This is a genomic window from Salinivibrio sp. HTSP (assembly GCF_003390965.1).
Classification (GTDB): domain Bacteria; phylum Pseudomonadota; class Gammaproteobacteria; order Enterobacterales; family Vibrionaceae; genus Salinivibrio; species Salinivibrio kushneri.
In genome coordinates this window covers 17,767-39,743 of sequence record NZ_PXUD01000046.1, presented here as the reverse complement: position 1 = coordinate 39,743, position 21,977 = coordinate 17,767, and the positions used below count along the sequence as shown (strand labels likewise).

Here is a 21,977-nt window from a genome sequence, read left to right as displayed (position 1 = left end):
AACATGGGTCCTCACGGACCACGCCCTGACGAAAGGGATTAAGACAGATCTATAATCATGCTAATGAACTCTTACTTTCGTCCTCACGGACCACGCCCTGACGAAAGGGATTAAGACCAAACAACCGTGGGGAAATGACGGCTATTATACGGTCCTCACGGACCACGCCCTGACGAAAGGGATTAAGACGGTTGTTGTGGTTGTGCGCCGGATAAAATCTGCTGGTCCTCACGGACCACGCCCTGACGAAAGGGATTAAGACATCATGAGGTTAAAATGATCCATATAATCTTTTTGTCCTCACGGACCACGCCCTGACGAAAGGGATTAAGACCGTAGGTACAATATACCCATGCACAAAGATATCTGTCCTCACGGACCATGCCCTGACTAAAGGGATTAAGACGTTGTGTTGCTGATTACCGATCATAACGGCCCCAGGTCCTCACGGACCACGCCCTGACTAAAGGGATTAAGACATAGGAACCTCCTTCCTCTGATGGAATGAATGAGGTCCTCACGGACCACGCCCTGACTAAAGGGATTAAGACGCTCTTTACAACGACGAATTGGCGACGCTCAATGGTCCTCACGGACCACGCCCTGACCAAAGGGATTAAGACATAAATTTCCATCTTGTGGCAATCGCATGACATGTGTCCTCACGGACCATGCCCTGACTAAAGGGATTAAGACACCGCCGAGAAATTCAAACCGCCCGTCAGCTTTGGGTCCTCACGGACCACGCCCTGACGAAAGGGATTGATAGGTAGGGCCTAGGACCTAGATTCCTAGGCCCTAGGATCTTTATGTCACGCCCTGACTAAAGGGATTAAGACGGCCGCTTCCGCAAATCGCTCATCAATGGACTTATGTCCTCACGGACCATGCCCTGACGAAAGGGATTAAGACGCTTTTTTGATCACATCAATCAATGACACTGCAAGTCCTCACGGACCATGCCCTGACTAAAGGGATTGATAGGTAGTGCCTAGGTCCTAGAATCCTAGGCGCGAGGATCGTTAGCGATAAAAAAGGCCACATGGTAAACCATGTGGCCTTTTGCGTGTTCCCGTCGGCTAAATCGTCTAACGGGTCGCGTTTTTATACTGAATATTATCAGGCGCAATCGTTAGGCCTTTATACACATAACCCGCTCTGTTGACTTTCCGCTTGTGCACATTATTAATGGTATAGTACTGGCCTAATTTCTTACCCAGCTTGTCGGTGATTTGCTTGTTGGTCTCTTTTAACAAGCGATTCCATAAATTTTTGTGCCGTTTTCTCAGCTCATCAAGCGGTCGCTCTAAGTCGCTGTTGAACAGAATGTCTGTATCTTTTCCATCGCCTTGGAACAACCAACGCTTGCGGGCAACGCCCGAATCCGTGTCATGTTTAACGATTTCCTCCGCGGTTTCTTCGGCGAGCTCTACCCACCTCACCAGATCCCAATCGTCGCGCTCGCTTGGCAATGCGGCACTATCAAAGGACGTGGTCGCATGGATAAGTTGCGCTAAGCGCATATCAAGCTCGCGGGCGGACATGTCGTCAGAGGCCGGCTCGATCCCTTCGCCAGGAAATTCGCGGCTTTCTTTCGCCATCCAGCTATAAAAGGCAAAGTTGATCGGTTGCAGGGGAACAGGGAGGCCATCACAAAAAATAGTCATGGTTGAATAGTCCAGCACCACGCTGGCTTGTTCTTGGGTGATGGCATTGGCTTGGTTGATTCGGTTGACCGTTTCGGTGTAACTGAGATCATCGCGCTTAATTAAATCTTGCGGCATTTCTTCGCGCATCATGACTAGGGGAATATTGGCGAGCATCACCTTGGCTTGGCTCAAATCGTAACGGGTCGATTTGCTTCGATCCGCGCGCATCACGGTGTAAGGGGTCGGGTAATAAAAGTCGGGAATCGTTTCGTACGGTTCATTGACGAGTACATGGCTGAGGCAGTCACATGGGCGCCCAAATAAGCTCATGGCATATCCCAAGGCAAAGCCCATGGTTTTACGCCCGCCGGCCAATGAGGCATGAATGGCAATATCCGGTTGCTGGCTAAGTTGTCGCACTTGCTCGGTGATAAAGTCTGTGATGATCGCTTGATCCTCTTCACTTTGCACGTCATTCAGCGGCTGTCCGTTTCGATCCTTTGGAACCAAAATGTCTTGCTGAGAAAACGCAATCTCCGGCAGGTTATAATCGGCGATCAGCTGCTTCAGCGGGCTATCATCGCCGAGTAAGTTCTTAATAAGTCGCTCCTCCCCCGCTTGAGAAGTGATCACCTTCACGCGGCGTGGAAGCTTTTCCGGGGTTTTTTGATAAATGCCGTATAGGGTCTCGGTAATAATTTGTGGTGTCATGCCTGCAACGGCGAGTAAAACGTAGTCTTTATTCATTGTCATTCCTTGTTAAATCGCGGGCGTGTGTTGGCCATTATGGATGGCGCGCCGTTGTGATGACGGCCATCACCAATTGGTCATTCGCTCGGTTAGGCAATTAATTGGTATTTGCCTAAACCAAACGTGGTTTTGCCACCGATATGTAAGGCTTGGCCGAGGGTTAACAGCGGGATCACGTGGGCAATGTCGCCGCAAAAACTCACTTGGCCTTTTAGGCCGCCAAACGGAAGAAATTCCTTATTTTTGTGCGAAAAGCGTTGCCAGTCTTCAAAGTAACAATCGCTGCTCACTTGGTGCGGGCCAATGCGCGGTTGGTTTTGGTAAAGGGCATCAAATAGGCGTTGGTCGTCGTTTACCCAGAACCGACTTAGTAGCACCAAGCGGCGTAAGATCTGCTGCACCCACTCCCCCAGATCAGGCAGCGATTGATGGCATACCTTGCCGTTTCGCTTTAAGCGTGTGGGGGTTAAGCAGGTGATGGCCAGCTCTTTTTCCGCAGTGTCGAATTGACTGACTGGCGCCACCGCCAGCCAGTCGGCCAACGACAGGGGAACAACCCCCGAACGCAGCCCGGTGGGGGTCATGGATGCCACGCTTAACACACGAAACGGGGTACGCTGTGGCCCCATTCCCAAGGATTCGCCATATTTTAATGCTTTAAACAGGGCATCCACCAATTGTGTGGCATGGCCAAACAGGGTGATGTCAAAGTGATACAACTCCCCTTTGCGCCAATGGGTTTTGTGATCCTCATTGGGGCAAATAATATAAGGTTTGGGTTGTTGGTTATCATGGTTGCCGTAACAGACAAAAAAGGCATGCTCGTCGGCACGTTTGAGCGCATGCCCAAACCATCCGTGTAGCATCGAGCCTTTAAAAGCCGGCAGCACCGAATCCTCTTGAAGCTGAATGGTAATGTTCAGTTTTAACAGGGAAAACGTCTCGGTTAGCGCTGCCCATGCCGGTGTTATCATGGTTGTTCTCACTTGTATTTTGCTTCTACGTCTGCCAGTTTGTCCTTGCGTGAGGCCAATTTGGGTTTGTTCTTTTTATTCTTTGCCAGATCCAAATAAGCAGACTTGGACGTGTCTCGACAAAGCGCGAGTAGCGTGGGAACAAAGTCATAGTGAGTGGGATCGGCTAAGCAGGCATCGAGCAGCTCGTCCATGGCTTGCACATAGTCTCGCCGTCTGTCTTGAGAGGCGCGGACTTCAGGCAATGCTAAGTCGTGCTCGAGTTGCATAAACTGTTGTTCCAGTGGTGAAAGCTGGGCAAACGCACTCGCTTTGCGCTCGGCCTCGGCTTGTTCGTCGGCTGTCGCCCAAAGTTGTTGCTCGCGGTCAGTTAGTGGGAGTTGGCTGACCAAATCCGCCAGTCGCCCTTGACCAAAATTTTTGTAGTCACCGGGCGCGGGTTTGGGCTGGTCACTTTTTCTGGGTAGATGGGTGCCACCGTGATACCAATCGGGCAACACATCTTTGCTGTGATCTTTCAGCGCTTGCTGATAGCTCATACCAGCGGCACCTTTGGATTCAAGCGGCATATAGGTGAGGTTTTTTTCTTGGTTATCCGCCAGATCGCCAAACGCAAACAGATGACGGACTTGTGGGCTGTGTTGCCAGTTGTTCTCGCCTTCGTGACTCGCTTGATAGACGTGATTCATGTGCGCCACAAATTCGTCAACCGCTTGTTCGATGGCGAGTGGATCACCGTCGTCTGTTTGGTTGGGCCGGGCATCAAGGGTGCAGTCAGTGAATGAGACCGCCCCAGCGCCAAGGGGCTTGCCATGACCCAAGCTATGATAAAAAACCTTGCCCTCTGGGTCTTTAAATTGCAGTGCCCATAATAGCGCGCCGATTTCTTGTCTTTTTAGGTTATGAAAGACAATCTTGCCGGCAAATTGACTATCCGGTGCCAGCAGCTCTAACTGCGATTGGACATCACGCTTTTCCTTCAGGTTGTCGGGCAAGCTGGAATGATTAAATTGGGCTTGCGTGGGGTAGCGCTTCCATCCCTTGGGGATGGCTTCTTTTTGGTAATGAGTAAGGGTATGGGTTGTGGGGTTTTCCCCCGTATGTTGCTCAATATAATTGGGTAGAAAGCTGGCTTTTGGCGCGCCAAGAATGACTGGATTAGAGTGGCTAAAGCCCTGATTGAGGCTGCAGGTGGCATCAGCAAAATAAACGCGACTTTTGAGCGAAAAGCCTTGTTCACGCAAGGTGCCGAATAGCAATTCTGGCAGATCAAAAATCGCGTCTGATTCACTCAGCGGCTGGGCGCTCTTTACTGTCTGCTTGATTGACTGTGGGTATAGTTTGCGCGGCATCTTGGCAAACCCCAGCGCGACAATCTTACCGGCTTGCTCACGCGCGAATACCGGTATGCCGAATGTGGGGTGAGGGTGGTCTTTTAAGTAATCCACTAGCGCTTGGTCATGACTGTTAAACAGCTTGGTGACGAGCTGTTGGGCCTCTTCTCGAGGGAGGTCGGTATTTTCTTGTGCCTCGTTATAAAAGAGGTAACTAAAGTTTAAGCGCTTGTTTTGATACTCTTTACGGCCGGGGCGAAATCCTGAGAAAACAGGAATACCCTGTTGTTCGCCTTGGCCAAGGTCCGTTGCACACTCCACTTTAACCGGCTTTCCTTTCGTTCCCTCCATGGTTTGTTCACCGAGCCTAAATGGCACTGCCGGTTGAGTTAAGGAATAAGCGCGATATTTGTCTGGGACCGCGTCTTTGTTCTTGATATTGATGTGGGCGTATCGATTGAGATCGGCATGAAAGAGCACGGTGTGCTCTGCCTTTTTAAACTGCCAACGCTTTGCATCAGGATCAAATTTGATCCAATAGGCTTGGGCGTTTGTGTCGTGGATCTCTTGCGCATACTCAGTTTTTCCTGTCGAAATATCACGATATGACAGGTGTTGATCGTCAACTTGGCGCATTTTAGCAAAGGTGGCGATGTCGAGGTGGTTGCGCAGCATACCTTTAAGGCTGGAGCCAGGAATAACGGGGTTGCCTTCGGGATCTCGCTGCCATTTTACTTTGGTGGGCTTGTCTGCGGTTTGTTGGCCGCCTACACACAGGGCAGTGCGATTCGAGAGGGTGTAATGAATAACCCCTGAGTAGCCGTCTTTAAAAGGCACATCATGACTGACCAAATGAGCCCACTCCGGCATGTAAACCCAGCGAGAGAGGGGAGCAAAATGATAAGGCGCATGAACTTCAGTCATATTATTTCTCCTCTTTTGGGGCAAAGCCCATAAATTGCTGAGCAAGGGGGATCCAGCGACCTTGTTGCACTTGGTCGGTTTGTTGCTGGTACCAAAGACGATATTGTACGTATTGGTGATTGCCGAGCCGGACATCACCAATCAGTGAAACGTGTTGGTAAGCCATATCGGCTGCGTGAGAGCTATCACAGGCTTGGTGGGTCATCGCGCACACGCTGTAGCGATTGGGCCCCACCAATTGAATTTGTAGACTATCGTTGCCGTGGCAATATTCGGCTTCGATAAGATCGTCTCGCGCGGGTATCCGTACGGATGAGGCAACGCTATCTCTGTACATCACCCAGCCTTGTTGGGGCGCAAAAGTGTGAATTTGAGAGCAAACATCATCAAAACTGAGCATGCTTTGTGTGAGTTGCAACACGCCTGCATGCAAAGGCGGTAAGCTGACGCCGAGCTTTGTGTTATCAACGTCGGATTGATGCTGGAGTGTGTGATAAGGGGATAAACTCATTGCGCGCGCTCCGTCTCTAGGTTTTCTGTCTCTAATGCTGACCAGTTCACGATCCATTCAGCACCTGTTTGCGGCATCACTAAGCTCGTGCCGCGGCCACTGCCGGCGCCCATGGGTAATAACCCTTGGCGCAAATCCTCGATGGTATCGGCCAAGGCGGCTTGCAGCGTCGAGGAGAGGCGTGTGTTTTGGCTCACCCAAATATTGAGGGTAAATTTAGGCTGATACAGTAATTCTTCGCTGAATAAGCCGCCTTGTTGCACCCCGCCAGTAAAGCGGTCGATCCGGTTGTGGGTGCGTACTGTGGTGCGGTAATCCGTCACGTCGGCATCGTCAATAAAGAGGTGGCCGGCAATGCCTTCCCCTTGTGAACTGGTGGCGGCGCCAAACAGTGATGACAACGCATCTGGGCGCACTTGCCATTCGGCGTGAGTCATAGTGTCGCGATCCTCAGCCCAATCGGCCTGATGGCGACGCAGGTGATAGGCCAGACGGTGGGCGAGAATGCCTTTGATGCTGCTGCCACATAAAATCGGCCGTGGCTCGGAAAATGCGCCGTCGTTGGCTTGCCAATGAATCTCGGGTTCACTGTATGTTTTGATCCCAATGTCATTGCCGATGTCGTGATCGCCGAGCCGCGTGGTTCCAGAACCACAACGCCAGTTGTCAACGGCTTGTAATGGCAGTGAGGCGAGGCGTCTTTGATGGCGATCGTCTGCAGGCGTAAGCGGCTGTGTGCTGGTATTCTCACTATGCAAAAACTGTTGTAATGCCTGTCCGGCACTCGGGCCTTGCATTAAATCAAACGATGTTTGCTCACAGGCGATCACCTTGATTTGCCCAAGACCATTGCGGCTGCTGGCCCCTAATGTGAAGTGGCGATCGGCCCACAATGCTAGCAGTGCCTGCCACTGTTGTTGCTCGTGTTCGCTCATCTCGTCACTGTGCCATTGCAGGGTGACACTAAAACGCACGCCTTTGGGTAAGAGGATTTGGTCAAACTTTCCGGTTTCTTTTGCCGCGCCTCGATCGTTTACCGCGACGCGCTCACGGTGGTGCGGGCGCGCCAGTGCCAAGCGACTAAGAATGGGGTCGTTGGCGATGTCTTGTGCAGGCATAAGCGGTGACACCGGGCGATTTTGGCTATCGTGAACAATGCCGTGAGAAATGGTCAGGCGCGACGCGCCCTCTGTGGTGCCAAACCATGACGCTAATGGAAGTCCGTCGTCGGCGAGTCGTTGGTGGGCGAGATGGCGCCAAACACCGGCAATCGCACTCGCCGGGATATACGGCAAGCCATTTACCTCGCGCGCAAGTTGGGTATCAAACCCTTCTTCTCTGTGACCTGAATTGATCGCCATCGGGCTTTGGGTTTCGAGGATGAGCTTAGTGACATAGATATGGCTCATTGTTTAACCTCCGAATCGTGCGCGTGGGTAATGAGACTAAAGCCGATTTGTTGACTGGCTTGTTTTAGGCTTGTATAGCGCGAGAAGTCATAGCGAGTGATCTGGCTGACAAGCATCAATACCGTGGCGGCATCGTGATCGGCCAGCACTTGCTCAAGCCAAGCTGCAAATGTGATGGGTTTATCCCCGTCACTCCAGGTGATGCCCCAGCCGAATTCGTCATTGTCAGCCTTACAGATACCCGTGCTGCTATCAAAAAGCGCTTTGCGCCAGTCTGGATTGTTGTTTTTTAATTCTTCATGAATCCGTCGCCATTGGGTCGACGAGGGGCCGGCGGCGTAGCGAGGGATAATATTATGGTACTGGCGGGCCTTATCGTAGGCTTGCCCGATCTGTTTGATTAACCGGCTGACGCGCTCTTTCTGATCGTTGGCACGTTCGTCATGCGCGATCTGGCTCGCCACCCACTGGGTTAGCGCCGAGTGTGGCTGTGCCTCGGATGGTTGCTGTGTTTTTGTCGGCACAGTAAACCGCTGGTACAGGTCATCATCAGCCAATGTGGATTGGGTGGCCCAAGCCGGATTGATCATGATCCAACCCAGCCCTTGGTGTTGATTGATGCCTAGTCCCTGATGCTGTAGGTTCAGCAAATCTTGCTGCGATAGCGGGGTCTCTAAGTCATAAACCAGCACCGATCCTTTATTGATCACGCATTGCTCGGAGTCGTAACCTTGCCGTTTTTGGTTAAAACGCGTCACGCTGCCAGCGCGGATAAAGCTTTTTGACGGGTTAAGTTTGCCCTTGGCGTGTGGAGCCAGTTGTTCAAGAGCGGGCACGTAAGTAGGGAGACCGCGCCCATCAATGCATTGGCAATCACTTAAACACCACACCGTCAGCTGCTGTGTATCTATTGTCGGCTCGGGTTGAGCAGGGGGATCAATCTGTGTGATCTCGACGCGGCCGAATTCAGTGTTACGCGAACGGCCCAGAGTTAATGGGGCTTGCAACTGCTCACGGATCGCTGACAAGTACGCTTGGTTATCGGACTCAACCCAGCCAACAAAGGTTTGTTTAGCCTCGATAAATGCATAGGTGTAGAGGGTTTGATCTTTGGCTTTGCCCGTTTTGCGCTCAATGGCTGTTTTGGTGCTGATACCTTTCGCTACCTCACCGATCTTACCCGATGCAGTAATATATCCGCTGCGACACTGCTTGTATTGTGTGTTGGCGGCGCGTTGGAAGTGCTGACTGGCTTGGTTATCTATCTTGGTTTTATTGAGCTGATCTTTCGCGAACGGGGTTTGATTTTTTTTGTAGTGCCAACTTGCTGGGATAGGAAGCGCTAACTGATGATCGGCAACTGGAAAACAAGGCCCAAACTTGACCGAGCCAGTATGAAACATGTCCCATGACTCTGCCTCATTAAGCGACGGATAAAGCTTGGCGGCGATGGCACCCAGGATTGCACTGCCAGGAATATAATCCAAGCTGTCGTGGTTATGGGTTGTGGCAGTGGTTTGGCTCATCACGATAGGGTCAACCGTGGTGAGTGAATAATAGATACGCATGGACTATGCCTCCTCCAATGATACTGTCACTTTTCCTAACCCTCGATGCCGCTTGCCACCTAAGGCCGTGATTAAGGTGATGGCCTGAGCTAACCAAGTTGCGAACCCTTGATGGATGGCTTGTCCGTCGATCTGGGTGCAATAATGCGGGTGCTGCGTATTGAGGCTGACTTGGGCAATGAGTTGCATGGGTACCGCGACTTCCATGCTTCTTAAACTTGATGGTTTGGCGGTGCCTGTTTCTTGGTCGATAGCGGTAAATTGGTGCACGCGATAGAGATATTTAGTGGCCTGGTTATCAATAAGATAACGGCTTTCTTGTGCCGAAAGCTGGCCACTGGATATTTGCAGCATACCTTGCTCGCTCACACCATCACGCCCTTCACGACCAAATAAAAGTGGCACAAGGTCTTGGCTGAACCATTGATTGTCGGTGGCGAGTTGAAACGCCTCTTTTAAGAGACCTTTTATCGACTTGCCGGGTAGGTAAGGCAATCCGGCGCTATCTTTTAGACATAGTGCATCAGCGTATGCTCCGGCTTCTTGCCCGCTCCCCACATGCCAGTCGCTGTGTAAATCAACGATGAGTCGATAACTATCCATGGGTGGTCTCCTTGTCGCCTGTGTGCGTATTTTCTTTCACCGGCTCGGCAAAGTGATGCAATACCAGCAGATCATTAATGAGGCAGTATTTCTCATCTGTTTGCTGATTAATCCAGTACCAGTTTTGGCGTTGATAACCATCGGGGGTGAGATCATCGAGTAAGGTCTCCAGCGCTTGCTTTTGATTCTCTGTCGCCAAACTTAAGCCGCGATGATAAATGATGTTGGCTTCGGCGATATCGCCTTGAGCAATCGCGGTCGCCATTTGTCGCCATCTTGCCATTGAAACGGGCGGGGTAGTGATGCCGTTTTGATCAGCGGATGATGAATCAGCAACTAACTGTTTTAGTTTGTTCAGATCAAATGGTGATCGCTCTAGGCTCGTGTGTGTCTGTTTCAGTGACTCAACAAAATACGCCGTTTGACCCATTTGCATCTCATTACCGAGCACTAATGTGCGATCGGCGAGGATGTCGAAACTGTCATTGGTGCTTTCGGATTGGCGATGAAAGGCGAGTGCGGCTGGACCAATCGCGCCCTCATCAACGACTGATTTTGTGCGTTTTTTGGCTTGCGCACACAATGCCTCAACCAGCTGGTGAGAGTGGGTAAATGGATGACTGGCTTTTTGGTAGAGAATACCGCCACTGGCGGTTAAATAACGTTCATACGCTTTTGGGAAGCCGAGGTCATCAAATAAGTCACTCAGTGCCGCCTCGGATGCTTCCATAAATTTTTTACAAAAGCGCGTGCTGAACTCAAGGGCCAAGTTGGCACGGCAAAGTAAGGTAATATCATCACCACCCAATACAATGGGTCGCATGGGTATCATCTGAATAGAATCTGACGAACGGGTATCTTTTCGATAACAGGCTTTGTCGTAAATGTATTGGGTGGCTTCTTTGGCCGCTACCGTGGTTGCTTGATTGAGCGCGCGAGAGAATTCGCGAAAGCCTTTTCGGAGTTCAGCATCACTTGTGTTTTTGAGTGCGTTTTTGAGTCGCATCAGCAGTATGCCCAATCCATTACCATCAATATGAATGAGGGCAATATCTTTGGTGGGATCGCTGTCTGGTGCGCCGTGCTGCTCATCGTCGAATAGAAAGTCTTTCTCAAGATCAAGCGGGTAGTGAATCGTGCCCTGGAGATCCTCGGGCGTGAATTTGTCTTGCAGCGCCGCCGCTTCACGCATATTCATGGATTGATAAGCCTGGCGGTGCAAGTCTGTATCGATGTCGACTTGATTAAGGCCATCATCTTCTCTTTGCGCCAGCGGTGACATGCGGACACTGGGTCGGCCGGTTCTTGAAAAGCGTTCAATCGGCGCGGTGGCGATGGGAAAAGATATGGTTGGCGTATTACGATCGTTGGCGAGCTGCTGGTGGCCGAGATCGAGGGCTTCTACCAAGGTCTCTGCTTCCGTGAGCGCATCAGTATATTCCAGCGATGGAAACATCTGTTGCAGGGTTAATGTCCACAAAGAGCGCAGCTTTATGAGTGGCGCTTGCGTTTGTGCACAGCAGTAAAAGGCACCGCCTTTGCATCGTAGAAAATGAATCGTTTCTGATGATTCTATCAATTCATCGTTTAATAAATCGGTATCTAAACCGGCTGATTCGATGACGGATTGCAGAATACTGGTTGACGTTTCGTCAACCAGATTATCAAGACGTTCACTCGCCGCGATAACATCTTTAAGTTTGCCAGATTGAAACAGATAAGACTGTATCGATTTGGCTTCGAACAAGTATACAAACATGCACTCAGTCCTTTTTGTAAGCCCTATAAATTAATAACAAAAATGTCACTAAATTGAGCGTGTTGAACGCTGTGGTTGCTGAACGCATTCGCGCACGCGAAAATTAATTAGAATAAAAGTAAAATAATCGTGTGACTAATCCTGACCTTGATTTATCGGCACCAATGCCTAAATAAGTGACTACTGTCACGTCATTGACAATATTGATGTTAATTCGATGACTTGAGTGGTTAAACATTCCGCAATGATAGAGACATCTCTGCATTGATTCTCACCGTTTTTTAACCTTGGTGACTATCTTATCTTTTATTTTTGCGACTCAATGAGTTCACCAATTGGTGAAATTTTTTGCGGTTTATTTAAGGCGAGGGCGACTTAATATTTCATCGGTATAGAGGAAGTTTTGCTCAAAAGAGAGAGGCACTTGTTTAGCAGCGATTGCGCTGTGATGCTTTCTCAGAAAGCTCGAGTGACTTAATGACATTCAGTATTATTTAGCCTCGCAGCCTGGGTTAGAGGCGTCTCTAACCCAGGCTTTTTGGCGTTATCCATGCAATACCGTGAAGGGTTAAATCATCACCGCAAACGACTCATAAGGGGCCAGTTTGTAGGTGGTGCTCAACTGTTTGACCGGATCCATGTTGTAGCTAAGGCAGGTTAATGCCTTATCGTGCCAATGCGTGGGGAGGGTGATGGTTTGTTTTTGCTCGCTAAAGTTACTGACCACGAGAATACGGTGGGTATCGTCGAAGCGCTCGTAGGCGATCACGTTAGGGTGGGCTTCTTCTACAGGCGCAAACTGGCCATGTACGATCACTGGGTATTGCTTGCGCAGCTTAATCAGTTCGCGGTAGTGATAAAGTACAGAGCCGCTATTTTCAGTTGCCCGTGCCACATTGATGGTGGTGTAGTTAGGATTAACCGGTAACCATGGTGTTCCTTCGGTAAAGCCTGCCTGCGGTGCGTTATCCCATTGCATCGGGGTACGGGCGTTATCGCGACTGTTTTGGTAGACCGCTTCCATCATAGTGTCGGGATCGACCCCTTCTGCCACACGCAAGTCGTAGAAATTGCGGGTTTCGATGTCTTGATAATCGTCGATAGACGGGAAGGCGACATTGGTCATCGCAATCTCTTCCCCTTGGTAGATATAGGGCGTGCCTTTCATTAAGTGCAAGGTTGTGGCGAGCATTTTTGCCGAGCGGGTTCGGTATTGGCCGTCGTGACCAAATTTGGATACGGCGCGCGGCAAATCGTGGTTGTTCCAAAACAGTGAGTTCCAACCGCTATCGGCCAGCTCTTGTTGCCATTTGAACAGTACCTGTTTAAGGGCGGCGACATCCAGCGGCACGGGCTGCCATTTATCGCCGTCTTTCCAGGTCGCGGTAATGTGTTCAAATTGGAACACCATGGAGAGTTCATTGCGTTCCGGTGCGCTATAAAGCTTGGCAATCTCCGGCGTTGCGCCCCATGTTTCGCCGACGGTGAGCAAGTCTTTGCCGCCAAATGTTGCTTGGTTCATCGCCTGCAGCAGAGGGTGAAGGCGCGGGCCGTTGCCGGTAATGCCTTTGTCGATTTCCTTACCAATTAAATCAATCACATCGAGGCGGAATCCGCCAATGCCTTTGTCGATCCACCAGTTCATCATTTTATGCACGGCGTCATGGACGGCGGGGTTTTCCCAGTTCAGGTCGGGCTGACGTTTGGAGAACAAGTGAAAGTAATACTGCTCGGTGTTTGGCTCCCATTGCCATGCACTGCCACCAAAAATTGAGCCTTGATCATCCGGCGCACTGCCATCGGGTTTGGCATCGCGCCAAATGTAAAAGTCGCGATAGGGACTGTTTTTGTCTTGAAGCGCAGCTTGGAACCAAGGGTGTTCGTCGGAGGTGTGATTGACGACCAAATCCATCACGATTTTGATGCCGAGCGAGCCGGCTTTATCAATCAAGCGCGTCATGTCTTCCATGGTGCCAAATTCAGGCGCGATCGCGCAGTAATCGGAAATGTCGTAGCCATTGTCATCCATCGGCGATTGGTACACCGGTGATAGCCATAACACATTGACGCCGAGCCAATGTAAGTAATCGAGTTTCTCGATAATCCCGTTCAGATCGCCAATGCCATCACCATTGGTGTCGTAAAAACTGCGAGGGTAGATTTGATAAACAACGGCATCATGCCACCAAGCGTTCTGCATACCGATTACCTCTTATTGACAATAAAAATCCTCAAAGCCTCAGCTTGAGATGTGGTCAACAGCTTAGCGCGCGAGCGGTGCCAAGAAAAATAGCCGTGGCGCTTTTTGATATAACCGACTGGCTATAGGTAAGGTGCTAATGGACTAAAAATAGGCGTTATCATTGAATCGTGTATCCCTATTAGGCTATAAAGTAATTCACTAAATTGTGAGTGAGTGCGGTATGGATGTAGAAAAAGTCGCCGGCTACTTTATTGCGGTGGTTGAGGCGGGTGGCATTAAAGCGGCCGCGTTGCAGTTAGGGATCAGCCAGCCCTCATTGACGGCACAGATCCAAAAGCTGGAGCAACGTTTCGCGTGTCCGCTGTTGGTTCGCCACCCTCGTGGCGTCAGTATGACTGCAGCAGGAGAGCTTTATTATCAGCATGCCACGGCACTGCACGCCGAGCGGCAACGGCTTTATGCCCAGATTCATGCTTTGCAAGCGCGTGAAGCGGGACAAATAAAGCTTGGCACCGGGGAAGCGTGGTGGCCCTTGTTTGTTAAATCGGCAGTGCTTGATTATCAAGCGGATCGCCAGTGTGCCGTCCATATTGAATTTGGTAACCGTTTGGCATTAATGGCGTCGCTGCTCAGTGGTGATGTGGATGTGTTTATCGGTCATGAAATTGACGATCTGGTCGCCAGCCAGCAAGTGCGTTTTATGCCGTTGTTTCAGGACGCAGAAAGTTATTATGTGGCTGACAACCATCCGCTACTCACAGACACGTCCGCCAGCATTGACCCTCAGCGCCTAAGTGATTGGCCTTTGATGCGTGTCACGCCTGATCATGCCCGGCATGCGCATTTGCTAGCGAACCCCATCAGCCCAACGACGCACGTCAACCAAGTGGTGTTTGATGTTGATGCTCTCAGTCCCGGTATCGACTTATTACACGACACTCAGGCGGTGATGCCCTATACCAGCCGAGCCCAGATGTATCTGGCCAGTCAGGGGGTAAGCGTGTTGGGGGTTCACCCGAGTAAGAGAGGTAACGTCGGCTTATATACCTTGCGCAATGAGCGGAATGAAAAAGTCGACGCGCTGATCCAACAGCTGTGTGAGGCTGCCCAGCAGGTGGGCATCTCGCCACGTCATACCAGTTAGGGTAAAGCTTATTGAGTAAGAAAGTGCTAGACTAGGCCGCCTTTGTCGCACACTGTCTGTGTCGTGCTGGCTGCGAATGTAGGGATTGGCTAGCCGATTCAGTGTGTTCCAGTGGTGACATCGATGAAATCAATAGGTAGCGCCAATTACCAATTTGGCCTTAGCGCTGCTAATTTGTGGCGCAAATCACATGCAGTACCTTTATTATCAAAGGAAAGATGATGGTAATTCCAGAAAACAGCAGTATTGTTATTTTTGGTGCATCTGGCGATCTGACCTTCCGTAAGCTGATCCCAGCCCTGTATCATTTGTATGCGAACAAACAGCTGCCTGCGTCTTTCGCGATTTTAGGCGCAAGCCGCACCTTCTACAGTGACGAGTCATTTCGCGATAAACTACGTCACTCAATGCAAGAGCTTGAAGAAACTGATCCTGCCACGCTCGACGCCTTTATGGCGCACGTGCACTATCAATCATTTAATATCTCTGATACCCACGAGTATGGCGCGCTAACAGGCCGTTTAGACGAATTGTCCGAACAATATGGCTTCACCCAGCGTAATACCTTGTTTTACCTTGCTACGCCGCCGAAGCTGTACAACTTTATCCCTGCCTGCCTCGCCGCACATGGTTTGAATGATGAAAGTCACGGTTGGAAACGCTTGGTGGTCGAAAAACCGTTTGGTTACGATCTTGCCTCTGCGCGCCAGCTCGACAAAGACATTCACGCCCACTTTGCCGAACATCAGATTTACCGCATTGATCATTACCTAGGCAAAGAAACGGTACAAAATCTACTGGTTTTCCGTTTTTCTAATGCGATGTTTGAGCCGCTCTGGAACCGTAACTTCATCGATTATGTTGAGATCACCGGTGCTGAAAACCTTGGGGTGGAAGGCCGTGGTGGTTACTACGATCAATCGGGTGCGGTGCGCGATATGTTCCAAAATCACTTGTTGCAAGTGTTATCGCTGGTGGCGATGGAGCCGCCTGCACAAATCAATGCTGATGCGATGCGTGATGAGGTGTTTAAAGCACTGCAATCGCTCGAGCCGCTCTCTGAAGACGACTTGCACAATAACTTGGTGCTGGGTCAGTACACTGAATCGCAAGTTGGGGGCAAACCACTACCCAGTTACCGTGATGAGCCAGGTGTCGCCGAAGACTCGCGTACCGAGACTTATGTTGGCCTGAAGATGTTTATCAACAACTGGCGTTGGAATGGGGTGCCCTTTTATGTGCGCACCGGTAAACGCTTGCCAACACGCGTGACCGAAGTGGTGATCCACTTTAAACAGACTCCGCACCCTGTGTTCGGTAAAAACGCGCCCGAGAACCGTTTGGTGATCCGCATTCAGCCGGATGAAGGCATTCAAATGAGCTTTGGTCTTAAAGAGCCGGGTGCTGGCTTTAACGCCAAAGCGGTCAATATGGACTTCCATTATACGTCGCTGGAAGAAACCCAGATGCTGACGGCTTATGAACGTTTGTTGCTGGATGCGCTTAAAGGCGATGCCACCTTGTTTGCCCGCAGTGACGCGGTGGAAGCCTGCTGGCAGTTTGTTGAGCCGATTCTTCAATATAAAGATAATGGCAAAGCGTTATATGGTTATGCCTGTGGCACTTGGGGGCCGAAAGAAGCGGATCAATTGCTTGAGCGTGATGGCCATGCGTGGCGCTTTCCCTGCAAAAACCTGACTGACACGGAATACTGCGAATTATGATAAATGCCCGAATTTTTGATGATGCCGACGCGGTGGTCAATCACTTAGCCGACGCGATGCAAACGCTCAGTGAGCAAGATCGTGCCGTACACATTTCGCTTTCTGGCGGCAGCACGCCCAAAATGCTGTTTAAGCGTTTAGCCAGTGATGACTACGCCAATGCGATTCAATGGCAAAACCTGCATTTTTGGTGGGGCGATGAGCGTTGCGTGGCACCGGATGATGCTGAGAGCAACTTTGGCGAAGCCGACAAACTGCTGTTTAGCCAGATTCGCATTCCAGAAGAGAACATTCATCGTATTCGTGGTGAAGACGATCCGGATGTGGAAGCCGCGCGCTTTAGTGCGGAAATGCAAGCGCTGATCCCAAGCGAAAACGGCACGCCTGTGTTTGATTGGATCTTGCTGGGCGTCGGTGGCGATGGCCATACCGCCTCGCTATTCCCGCACGATCCTCAGTATGACAATACCGCGCTCGCGCTGGTGGCCTCGCATCCTGAGTCGGGTCAAAAGCGGGTATCAAAAACCGCCCGTGTGCTGCGCGCGGCGAAGAAAATCAGTTATCTGGTGTTGGGTGAAGGCAAGCAAGCGATTGTGCATGAGATCGCCTCACACGAGCCCACTCAACTGCCATATCCTGCCGCCAATATCCGCAGTGCCAAAGGCACCACGGAGTGGGTACTCGATACCGCGGCAGCAAAAAAATTACCAGAACAGAATTAATGGAGAGCACGATGAAAGGTGATATCGGCGTAATTGGTTTGGCGGTCATGGGCCAAAACCTGATCCTCAACATGAATGACAACGGCTTTAAAGTCGTGGCGCATAACCGTACCGCGGCCAAAGTGGATGAGTTTCTTGAAGGCCCAGCCAAGGGCACTAACATCGTTGGCGCTTATTCACTGGAAGAGTTGGTTGAGAAGCTAGAAACGCCACGTAAAGTGATGCTGATGGTTCGCGCCGGTGATGTGGTCGATACCTTTATCGACAAACTCACCCCATTGCTTGAGAAAGGCGACATCATTATTGATGGCGGTAACACTAACTACCCAGATACCAACCGTCGCGTGGCAGCGCTGCGTGAAAAAGGCATTCACTTTATCGGTGCTGGTGTGTCTGGCGGTGAAGAGGGTGCACGTTTTGGGCCGTCAATTATGCCAGGCGGCTCAGAAGAAGCGTGGCCAGCGGTGAAACCTATCTTCCAAGATATCGCAGCAAAAACAGATAGCGGCGAGCCATGTTGTGACTGGGTCGGCCGTGATGGCGCGGGCCACTTTGTGAAAATGGTGCACAACGGTATCGAGTATGGCGATATGCAGCTGATCACCGAAGCGTATCAGTTCATGAAAGATGGCCTTGGCATGAGCCATGACGAGATGCAACAGGTGTTTACCGATTGGAACAAAACCGAGCTGGATAGCTACTTAGTAGAGATCACCTCGGATATTTTAGGTTATAAAGACCAAGACGGTGAGCCACTGGTTGAGAAAATTCTCGACACCGCGGGTCAAAAAGGCACCGGTAAATGGACCGGCATCAACGCCCTGGATCTTGGCATTCCGCTGACCCTGATCTCCGAATCGGTATTTTCGCGTTGCCTGTCAGCATTGAAAGATCAGCGTGTCGCGGCAGAGAAGCTGTTTGAAAAACACATCCAACCGGTTGATGGTGACAAAGCCGAATGGGTTGATGCGCTGCGTCAAGCGCTGCTGGCGTCAAAAATCATCTCTTACGCGCAAGGCTTTATGCTGATGCGTGAAGCGTCTGATGAGAACGGCTGGGATCTCAACTACGGTAACGTCGCGCTGATGTGGCGCGGTGGCTGTATTATCCGCTCAGCCTTCTTAGGTAACATCCGTGATGCGTTTGATAAAGATCCTAACTTGGCCTTCTTGGGCTCAGATGCGTACTTTAAAGGGATCTTAGATAACTGCTTAGCCGCATGGCGTAAAGTGGCAGCGAAATCGATGGAAACCGGTATCCCAATGCCATGTACCACATCGGCGCTGACCTTCTTGGATGGTTACACCACAGCACGTTTGCCGGCGAACCTGCTGCAAGCCCAGCGTGACTACTTCGGCGCGCACACCTATGAGCGTCTTGACCAGCCACGTGGTGAGTTCTTCCACACCAACTGGACAGGCACCGGCGGTAATACCGCCTCGACGACGTACGACGTGTAACGTACGGCGTGTAACGTGGCAGACTAAGTCACTGCCAGTAGTAATAAATAGAAAAGGGATGCATTGGCATCCCTTTTTGTTGGCATAAGCAATAAACTCGCTTAGCATAGGCGAAAAAGGAGACCCTATGCCGCGTCCTAAAATGCCCCGCCGTATCTGCGGGAAACCGCATACCAACTGTTTTAAACCCAACGCCATTCCACTCAGTGAGCTAGAGACGGTGACCATAGGTTTGGATGAGTTCGAAGCCATGCGCCTTGTTGACCATCAAGGGATGCAGCAACTGCGAGCCGCGGAAGTCATGGGCGTATCCCGTCAAACGTTAGCCAACCTGGTAAAACGCGCCCGCGCCAAAACCACCGCCTGCCTCGTAGAAGGCAAAGCACTGGTGTTTGAGTCAGAAGAGTAGTTCGACATGAGCCGTCGTTACGTCGGCACTATTGAGCCCAATCTTCAAGTTTCAGTCCTTCAACACGCTGAAACTCCCTCGTATTGTTTGTGACTAGTACACAACCAGTCGCAATGGCGTGACCTGCAATTGCTGTGTCGTTTCCGCCAATAGGGGGGCCTTTATTCATTAGATTGCGCTTAACTGCAGTTGTCGCGTCAACAGCGGCTTTATCCCAAGGTAAAATCTCATCGATTCGCTGAAGAAAAGCATCAACAAGCACCGCATGTTTTGGTGATGCCTTTTTTCCTAACAACCCATATTGCATCTCTTGATAGGTAATGGCTGAGATAACAATGCGATGTTGATTGCCGACAACAGTGTGAAGCTTTTTCAACACCGCTCTGGGTTGCTCTCTCATAATGAATGAACAAATACATGTATCAAGCATATAGTTGATTTTATTAGTCAAAGTTGAACCGTCCCTCGTCTTTTATCAGCTCCTCGCGATGGGTCATGAAATCACTATCAGCCTTTTCGAGCTCGCCAAATGAGAGCCAACTTGGTCGAGCTGGGCGTAAGGTGATGACATCCCCCTCTTTATGAATTTCAAGCTCATTAACGCCGTCAAACTCAAAATCCTTTGGCAAGCGTACCGCTTGATTCTTGCCATTTTTGAAAATGGATATTGTTCTCATAAGGTCCTCGCCATGTATCTGTTCAATCTTTATTCAGTATAATTTCAGTGTGGCATATGTCAAGCATATGCATGACTGTAATGAAAATCGAACTGAAAGGGCCAGACCTTACACCTCTCACAAGTCGTGCATTTGTAATGGCAAACTTGATGCTTCAACACATTATTTTTGACCTCTTCTAACTTTGTTTATTGCATATGCCACAAATGAGGCGTATTTTTAGCATATGCCATTTATATAAAGAGAGAACGGAAGATGACAATTGCTATTGCGATGAACCAAGACCGTCCTGCGGGACATTTTATGAAAGCAGAACATTTCGCGCTGTTTGACGACGATGGCCAAGCGATAGCCTGCTTTGCTAATCCGCGCGCTGCCGAAGGTTGTGGTGCCAAAAACGCCTTGATAGCGATGCTGAAAGCCAATCAAGTAACACGTGTGGTGACCCGTCATATTGGCGAGCATGCGTTAGCGGGATTACTTGATGCTGGCTTACATGTGTATCAGTTAACCAATGGTCGTCTAAACAACACCCAGTGGTTGTCGCCTGCGTACTGGCAACCGCTTACGGATGCCAGTCAAGGACGACCAGCGTTGCAGCGAATGAAGCAGCAAAAACCACAACAACAGAACGCCACTTGTTACTCAGAGCGTGGGAAAGGTTGTGGCGCGCAAGGCCGCCGTTTAGGTCATCAACATCGAGGGTGTGGTAAGCGGCAAGGTAAAGGCGGTCGCGCGAGTGGAAAGGGTTGTGGTTGCCATGACTGAATTACGCGTGATGCCGCCACGTTCGCATCATCAGTGTGTGGCTTGCAGTGACAATGGGCTATTTAAATTGCAGTTTTATCAGAACGATGAAACTGCAGTGAGCGCAAAAGTCTGGTTAGAAAGCACTTGGCAGGGGTATCAAGATCAGCTGCACGGTGGGGTGATTGCCACGCTTTTAGATGCGGCGTTGACCCATTGTACCTTCTTGTTTGCCCCGCAAAGTGTGACAGCGTCACTTAATATTCGCTACCACCATCCAGTGCCCATTGCGGTTGAGGCTGAGGTACGTGCTTGGTGTGTCAAAGCCAAACACGGAATGAGTCAGTTGGAGGCAACGCTGACCGTTGCAGACACTGTGTGTGCCAGCGCAACGGCAAGCTTTATGCAAACACGCGCGTTGTGAGCGTCAAAAACTAGCTAACGGCGCGGCGCAGGCGATCATGCACCGCAAGCCACGCTTCGCCATGAGGGGGCTGGGCGAGCCAGATTTCATCGACGCCGAGTTGGTCGGCTTGCGCGAGTTGGTGATATAACGCTTGCCCGTAGCGCGCGGCGTCATCCGGCATGGCAATGCAGACTAGATCATCCCGTGTCGGGGCGTCGCCAAAGTGAAGCAAGGCCGCGCGCTTTTCAGAATTAGGCGCTGGGAGATCGGATAAGTCTGCAGCCACCATCTGCAACCGGGTATTGGGTTGATAATGGCTTCCCACATTGCCGGGCACCACGGTGTCGTGCTGCTCGGGGGCGTCGACCGTTTCACCCAATACGGCGCTCAGCTCGCTGGCGGTGATTGGACCGGCGCGAAGTACACGGAATGGACGCTTGGTAAGATCGACAATGGTCGATTCCAGCCCATGCTGGCAAGAGCCGCCATCAATCACCGCGGCGATTTTTCCGCCTAAACCATGCATCACTTGCTCTGCCGTGGTGGGGCTGAGCTTTTTATACGGGTTCGCTGACGGGGCGGCAACGGCAAGCTGATGGGTGGCGAGCAGGTCCAATAACACAGGTTGCGCGGGCACGCGAAGCCCAATGGTATCTAATCCACCCGTAACCACTGGTGAAACATGCTCGGCTCGTGGCAGCAGCAGTGTCATCGGCCCAGGCCAGAAGGCATTCGCCAGCTTATATGCTTCATCCGGGATCGGCGTTGCCCACTCGGTGATCGATGCGACGTCACCGAGATGAACAATCAAAGGATGATTGGCGGGACGTCCTTTGGCGGTAAAAATGCCCGCGACGGCGTCTGGATTGCTGGCATCCGCTGCCAAACCGTACACGGTTTCTGTGGGCACCGCGACTTGTTCGCCGGCTTTCAGCAGCTCGGCGGCTTGTGTTAGATCCGTTGAACACTGCGCTGAGAGAAGTTGCGTTTTCAACGACATGCTC

The 21,977-nt window shown here is 50.8% G+C and carries 19 protein-coding genes and 1 CRISPR repeat array; of the genes, 7 read left to right on the top strand and 12 right to left on the bottom strand.

The window, feature by feature from the left end; translation table 11 throughout:
- Positions 1-7: 7 nt before the first annotated feature.
- A CRISPR array of direct repeats spans positions 8-912; the repeat unit is 23 nt; unit sequence GTCCTCACGGACCACGCCCTGAC.
- Between the two features lie 176 nt (positions 913-1,088).
- The 9 genes from csm6 to C7A19_RS09535 all read right to left on the bottom strand — a co-directional run bounded on the left by csm6 (position 1,089) and on the right by C7A19_RS09535 (position 13,681).
- Positions 1,089-2,396 carry a CRISPR-associated ring nuclease Csm6 gene (csm6, locus tag C7A19_RS09570; RefSeq protein WP_162300263.1) on the bottom strand — a complete coding sequence of 436 codons (1,308 nt, stop codon included), beginning with the start codon at positions 2,394-2,396 and terminating at the stop codon, positions 1,089-1,091.
- Between the two features lie 92 nt (positions 2,397-2,488).
- Positions 2,489-3,373: a CRISPR system precrRNA processing endoribonuclease RAMP protein Cas6 gene (cas6, locus tag C7A19_RS09565; protein ID WP_116644779.1), complete on the bottom strand. Its 885-nt coding sequence runs from the start codon at positions 3,371-3,373 to the stop codon at positions 2,489-2,491.
- A gap of 8 nt (positions 3,374-3,381) precedes the next feature.
- The gene (locus tag C7A19_RS09560; protein WP_162300262.1) at positions 3,382-5,631 is read right to left on the bottom strand and encodes a TIGR03986 family CRISPR-associated RAMP protein; all 2,250 of its coding nucleotides are present in this window, start codon (positions 5,629-5,631) and stop codon (positions 3,382-3,384) included.
- Between the two features lies 1 nt (position 5,632).
- Positions 5,633-6,142 (bottom strand): hypothetical protein, encoded by a 510-nt coding sequence (locus C7A19_RS15590; protein ID WP_162300261.1) that lies wholly within the window; start codon positions 6,140-6,142, stop codon positions 5,633-5,635.
- On the bottom strand, positions 6,139-7,551 hold the full coding sequence (locus C7A19_RS09555; RefSeq protein ID WP_116644777.1) for an RAMP superfamily CRISPR-associated protein: 1,413 nt from the start codon (positions 7,549-7,551) through the stop codon (positions 6,139-6,141). Before C7A19_RS09555 ends, C7A19_RS15590 begins: the two co-directional genes overlap by 4 nt.
- A complete protein-coding gene (locus C7A19_RS09550; RefSeq protein ID WP_116644776.1) occupies positions 7,548-9,119 on the bottom strand; it encodes an RAMP superfamily CRISPR-associated protein in 1,572 nt (523 codons plus the stop codon). Before C7A19_RS09550 ends, C7A19_RS09555 begins: the two co-directional genes overlap by 4 nt.
- Positions 9,120-9,122: 3 nt before the next feature.
- Positions 9,123-9,722: an RAMP superfamily CRISPR-associated protein gene (locus C7A19_RS09545; protein ID WP_116644775.1), complete on the bottom strand. Its 600-nt coding sequence runs from the start codon at positions 9,720-9,722 to the stop codon at positions 9,123-9,125.
- The gene (locus C7A19_RS09540; protein ID WP_116644774.1) at positions 9,715-11,481 is read right to left on the bottom strand and encodes a hypothetical protein; all 1,767 of its coding nucleotides are present in this window, start codon (positions 11,479-11,481) and stop codon (positions 9,715-9,717) included. The genes C7A19_RS09545 and C7A19_RS09540 overlap by 8 nt, the downstream gene beginning before the upstream one ends.
- A gap of 568 nt (positions 11,482-12,049) precedes the next feature.
- On the bottom strand, positions 12,050-13,681 hold the full coding sequence (locus tag C7A19_RS09535; RefSeq protein ID WP_116644773.1) for an alpha-glucosidase: 1,632 nt from the start codon (positions 13,679-13,681) through the stop codon (positions 12,050-12,052).
- A gap of 223 nt (positions 13,682-13,904) precedes the next feature.
- Here C7A19_RS09535 and C7A19_RS09530 point away from each other — a divergent pair, with 223 nt between their 5' ends.
- From C7A19_RS09530 to C7A19_RS09510, 5 genes are all read left to right on the top strand, one after another.
- Complete coding sequence (locus C7A19_RS09530) at positions 13,905-14,828, top strand: LysR family transcriptional regulator (RefSeq protein ID WP_116644772.1); 924 nt, start codon at positions 13,905-13,907, stop codon at positions 14,826-14,828.
- A gap of 221 nt (positions 14,829-15,049) precedes the next feature.
- Entirely contained in the window at positions 15,050-16,552 is a 1,503-nt protein-coding gene (zwf, locus tag C7A19_RS09525; protein ID WP_077458389.1) for a glucose-6-phosphate dehydrogenase, read from the top strand.
- Complete coding sequence (gene pgl / locus C7A19_RS09520; RefSeq protein ID WP_116644771.1) at positions 16,549-17,274, top strand: 6-phosphogluconolactonase; 726 nt, start codon at positions 16,549-16,551, stop codon at positions 17,272-17,274. The genes zwf and pgl overlap by 4 nt, the downstream gene beginning before the upstream one ends.
- A gap of 11 nt (positions 17,275-17,285) precedes the next feature.
- Positions 17,286-18,734: a decarboxylating NADP(+)-dependent phosphogluconate dehydrogenase gene (gnd, locus tag C7A19_RS09515; RefSeq protein ID WP_116644770.1), complete on the top strand. Its 1,449-nt coding sequence runs from the start codon at positions 17,286-17,288 to the stop codon at positions 18,732-18,734.
- A 127-nt stretch (positions 18,735-18,861) separates the two neighbouring features.
- A complete protein-coding gene (locus C7A19_RS09510; protein WP_116644769.1) occupies positions 18,862-19,143 on the top strand; it encodes a DUF134 domain-containing protein in 282 nt (93 codons plus the stop codon).
- Positions 19,144-19,171: 28 nt separating this feature from the next.
- Here the strand turns inward: C7A19_RS09510 and C7A19_RS09505 are convergent, their stop codons facing one another.
- Together C7A19_RS09505 and vapB are read right to left on the bottom strand one after the other, a co-directional pair.
- Positions 19,172-19,594, bottom strand: coding sequence for a type II toxin-antitoxin system VapC family toxin (locus tag C7A19_RS09505; RefSeq protein WP_235614287.1), 423 nt, complete (start codon positions 19,592-19,594; stop codon positions 19,172-19,174).
- Positions 19,587-19,820, bottom strand: coding sequence for a type II toxin-antitoxin system VapB family antitoxin (gene vapB / locus C7A19_RS09500; RefSeq protein WP_069363032.1), 234 nt, complete (start codon positions 19,818-19,820; stop codon positions 19,587-19,589). The genes C7A19_RS09505 and vapB overlap by 8 nt, the downstream gene beginning before the upstream one ends.
- A gap of 255 nt (positions 19,821-20,075) precedes the next feature.
- Here vapB and C7A19_RS09495 point away from each other — a divergent pair, with 255 nt between their 5' ends.
- Together C7A19_RS09495 and C7A19_RS09490 are read left to right on the top strand one after the other, a co-directional pair.
- Positions 20,076-20,588 (top strand): NifB/NifX family molybdenum-iron cluster-binding protein, encoded by a 513-nt coding sequence (locus C7A19_RS09495; protein WP_116644767.1) that lies wholly within the window; start codon positions 20,076-20,078, stop codon positions 20,586-20,588.
- On the top strand, positions 20,581-20,991 hold the full coding sequence (locus C7A19_RS09490) for a PaaI family thioesterase (protein ID WP_116644766.1): 411 nt from the start codon (positions 20,581-20,583) through the stop codon (positions 20,989-20,991). The genes C7A19_RS09495 and C7A19_RS09490 overlap by 8 nt, the downstream gene beginning before the upstream one ends.
- Positions 20,992-21,001: 10 nt before the next feature.
- On the opposite strand, the gene C7A19_RS09485 is transcribed toward C7A19_RS09490, so the two are convergent.
- The gene (locus C7A19_RS09485) at positions 21,002-21,973 is read right to left on the bottom strand and encodes an L-threonylcarbamoyladenylate synthase (RefSeq protein ID WP_116644765.1); all 972 of its coding nucleotides are present in this window, start codon (positions 21,971-21,973) and stop codon (positions 21,002-21,004) included.
- Positions 21,974-21,977 lie beyond the last annotated feature (4 nt).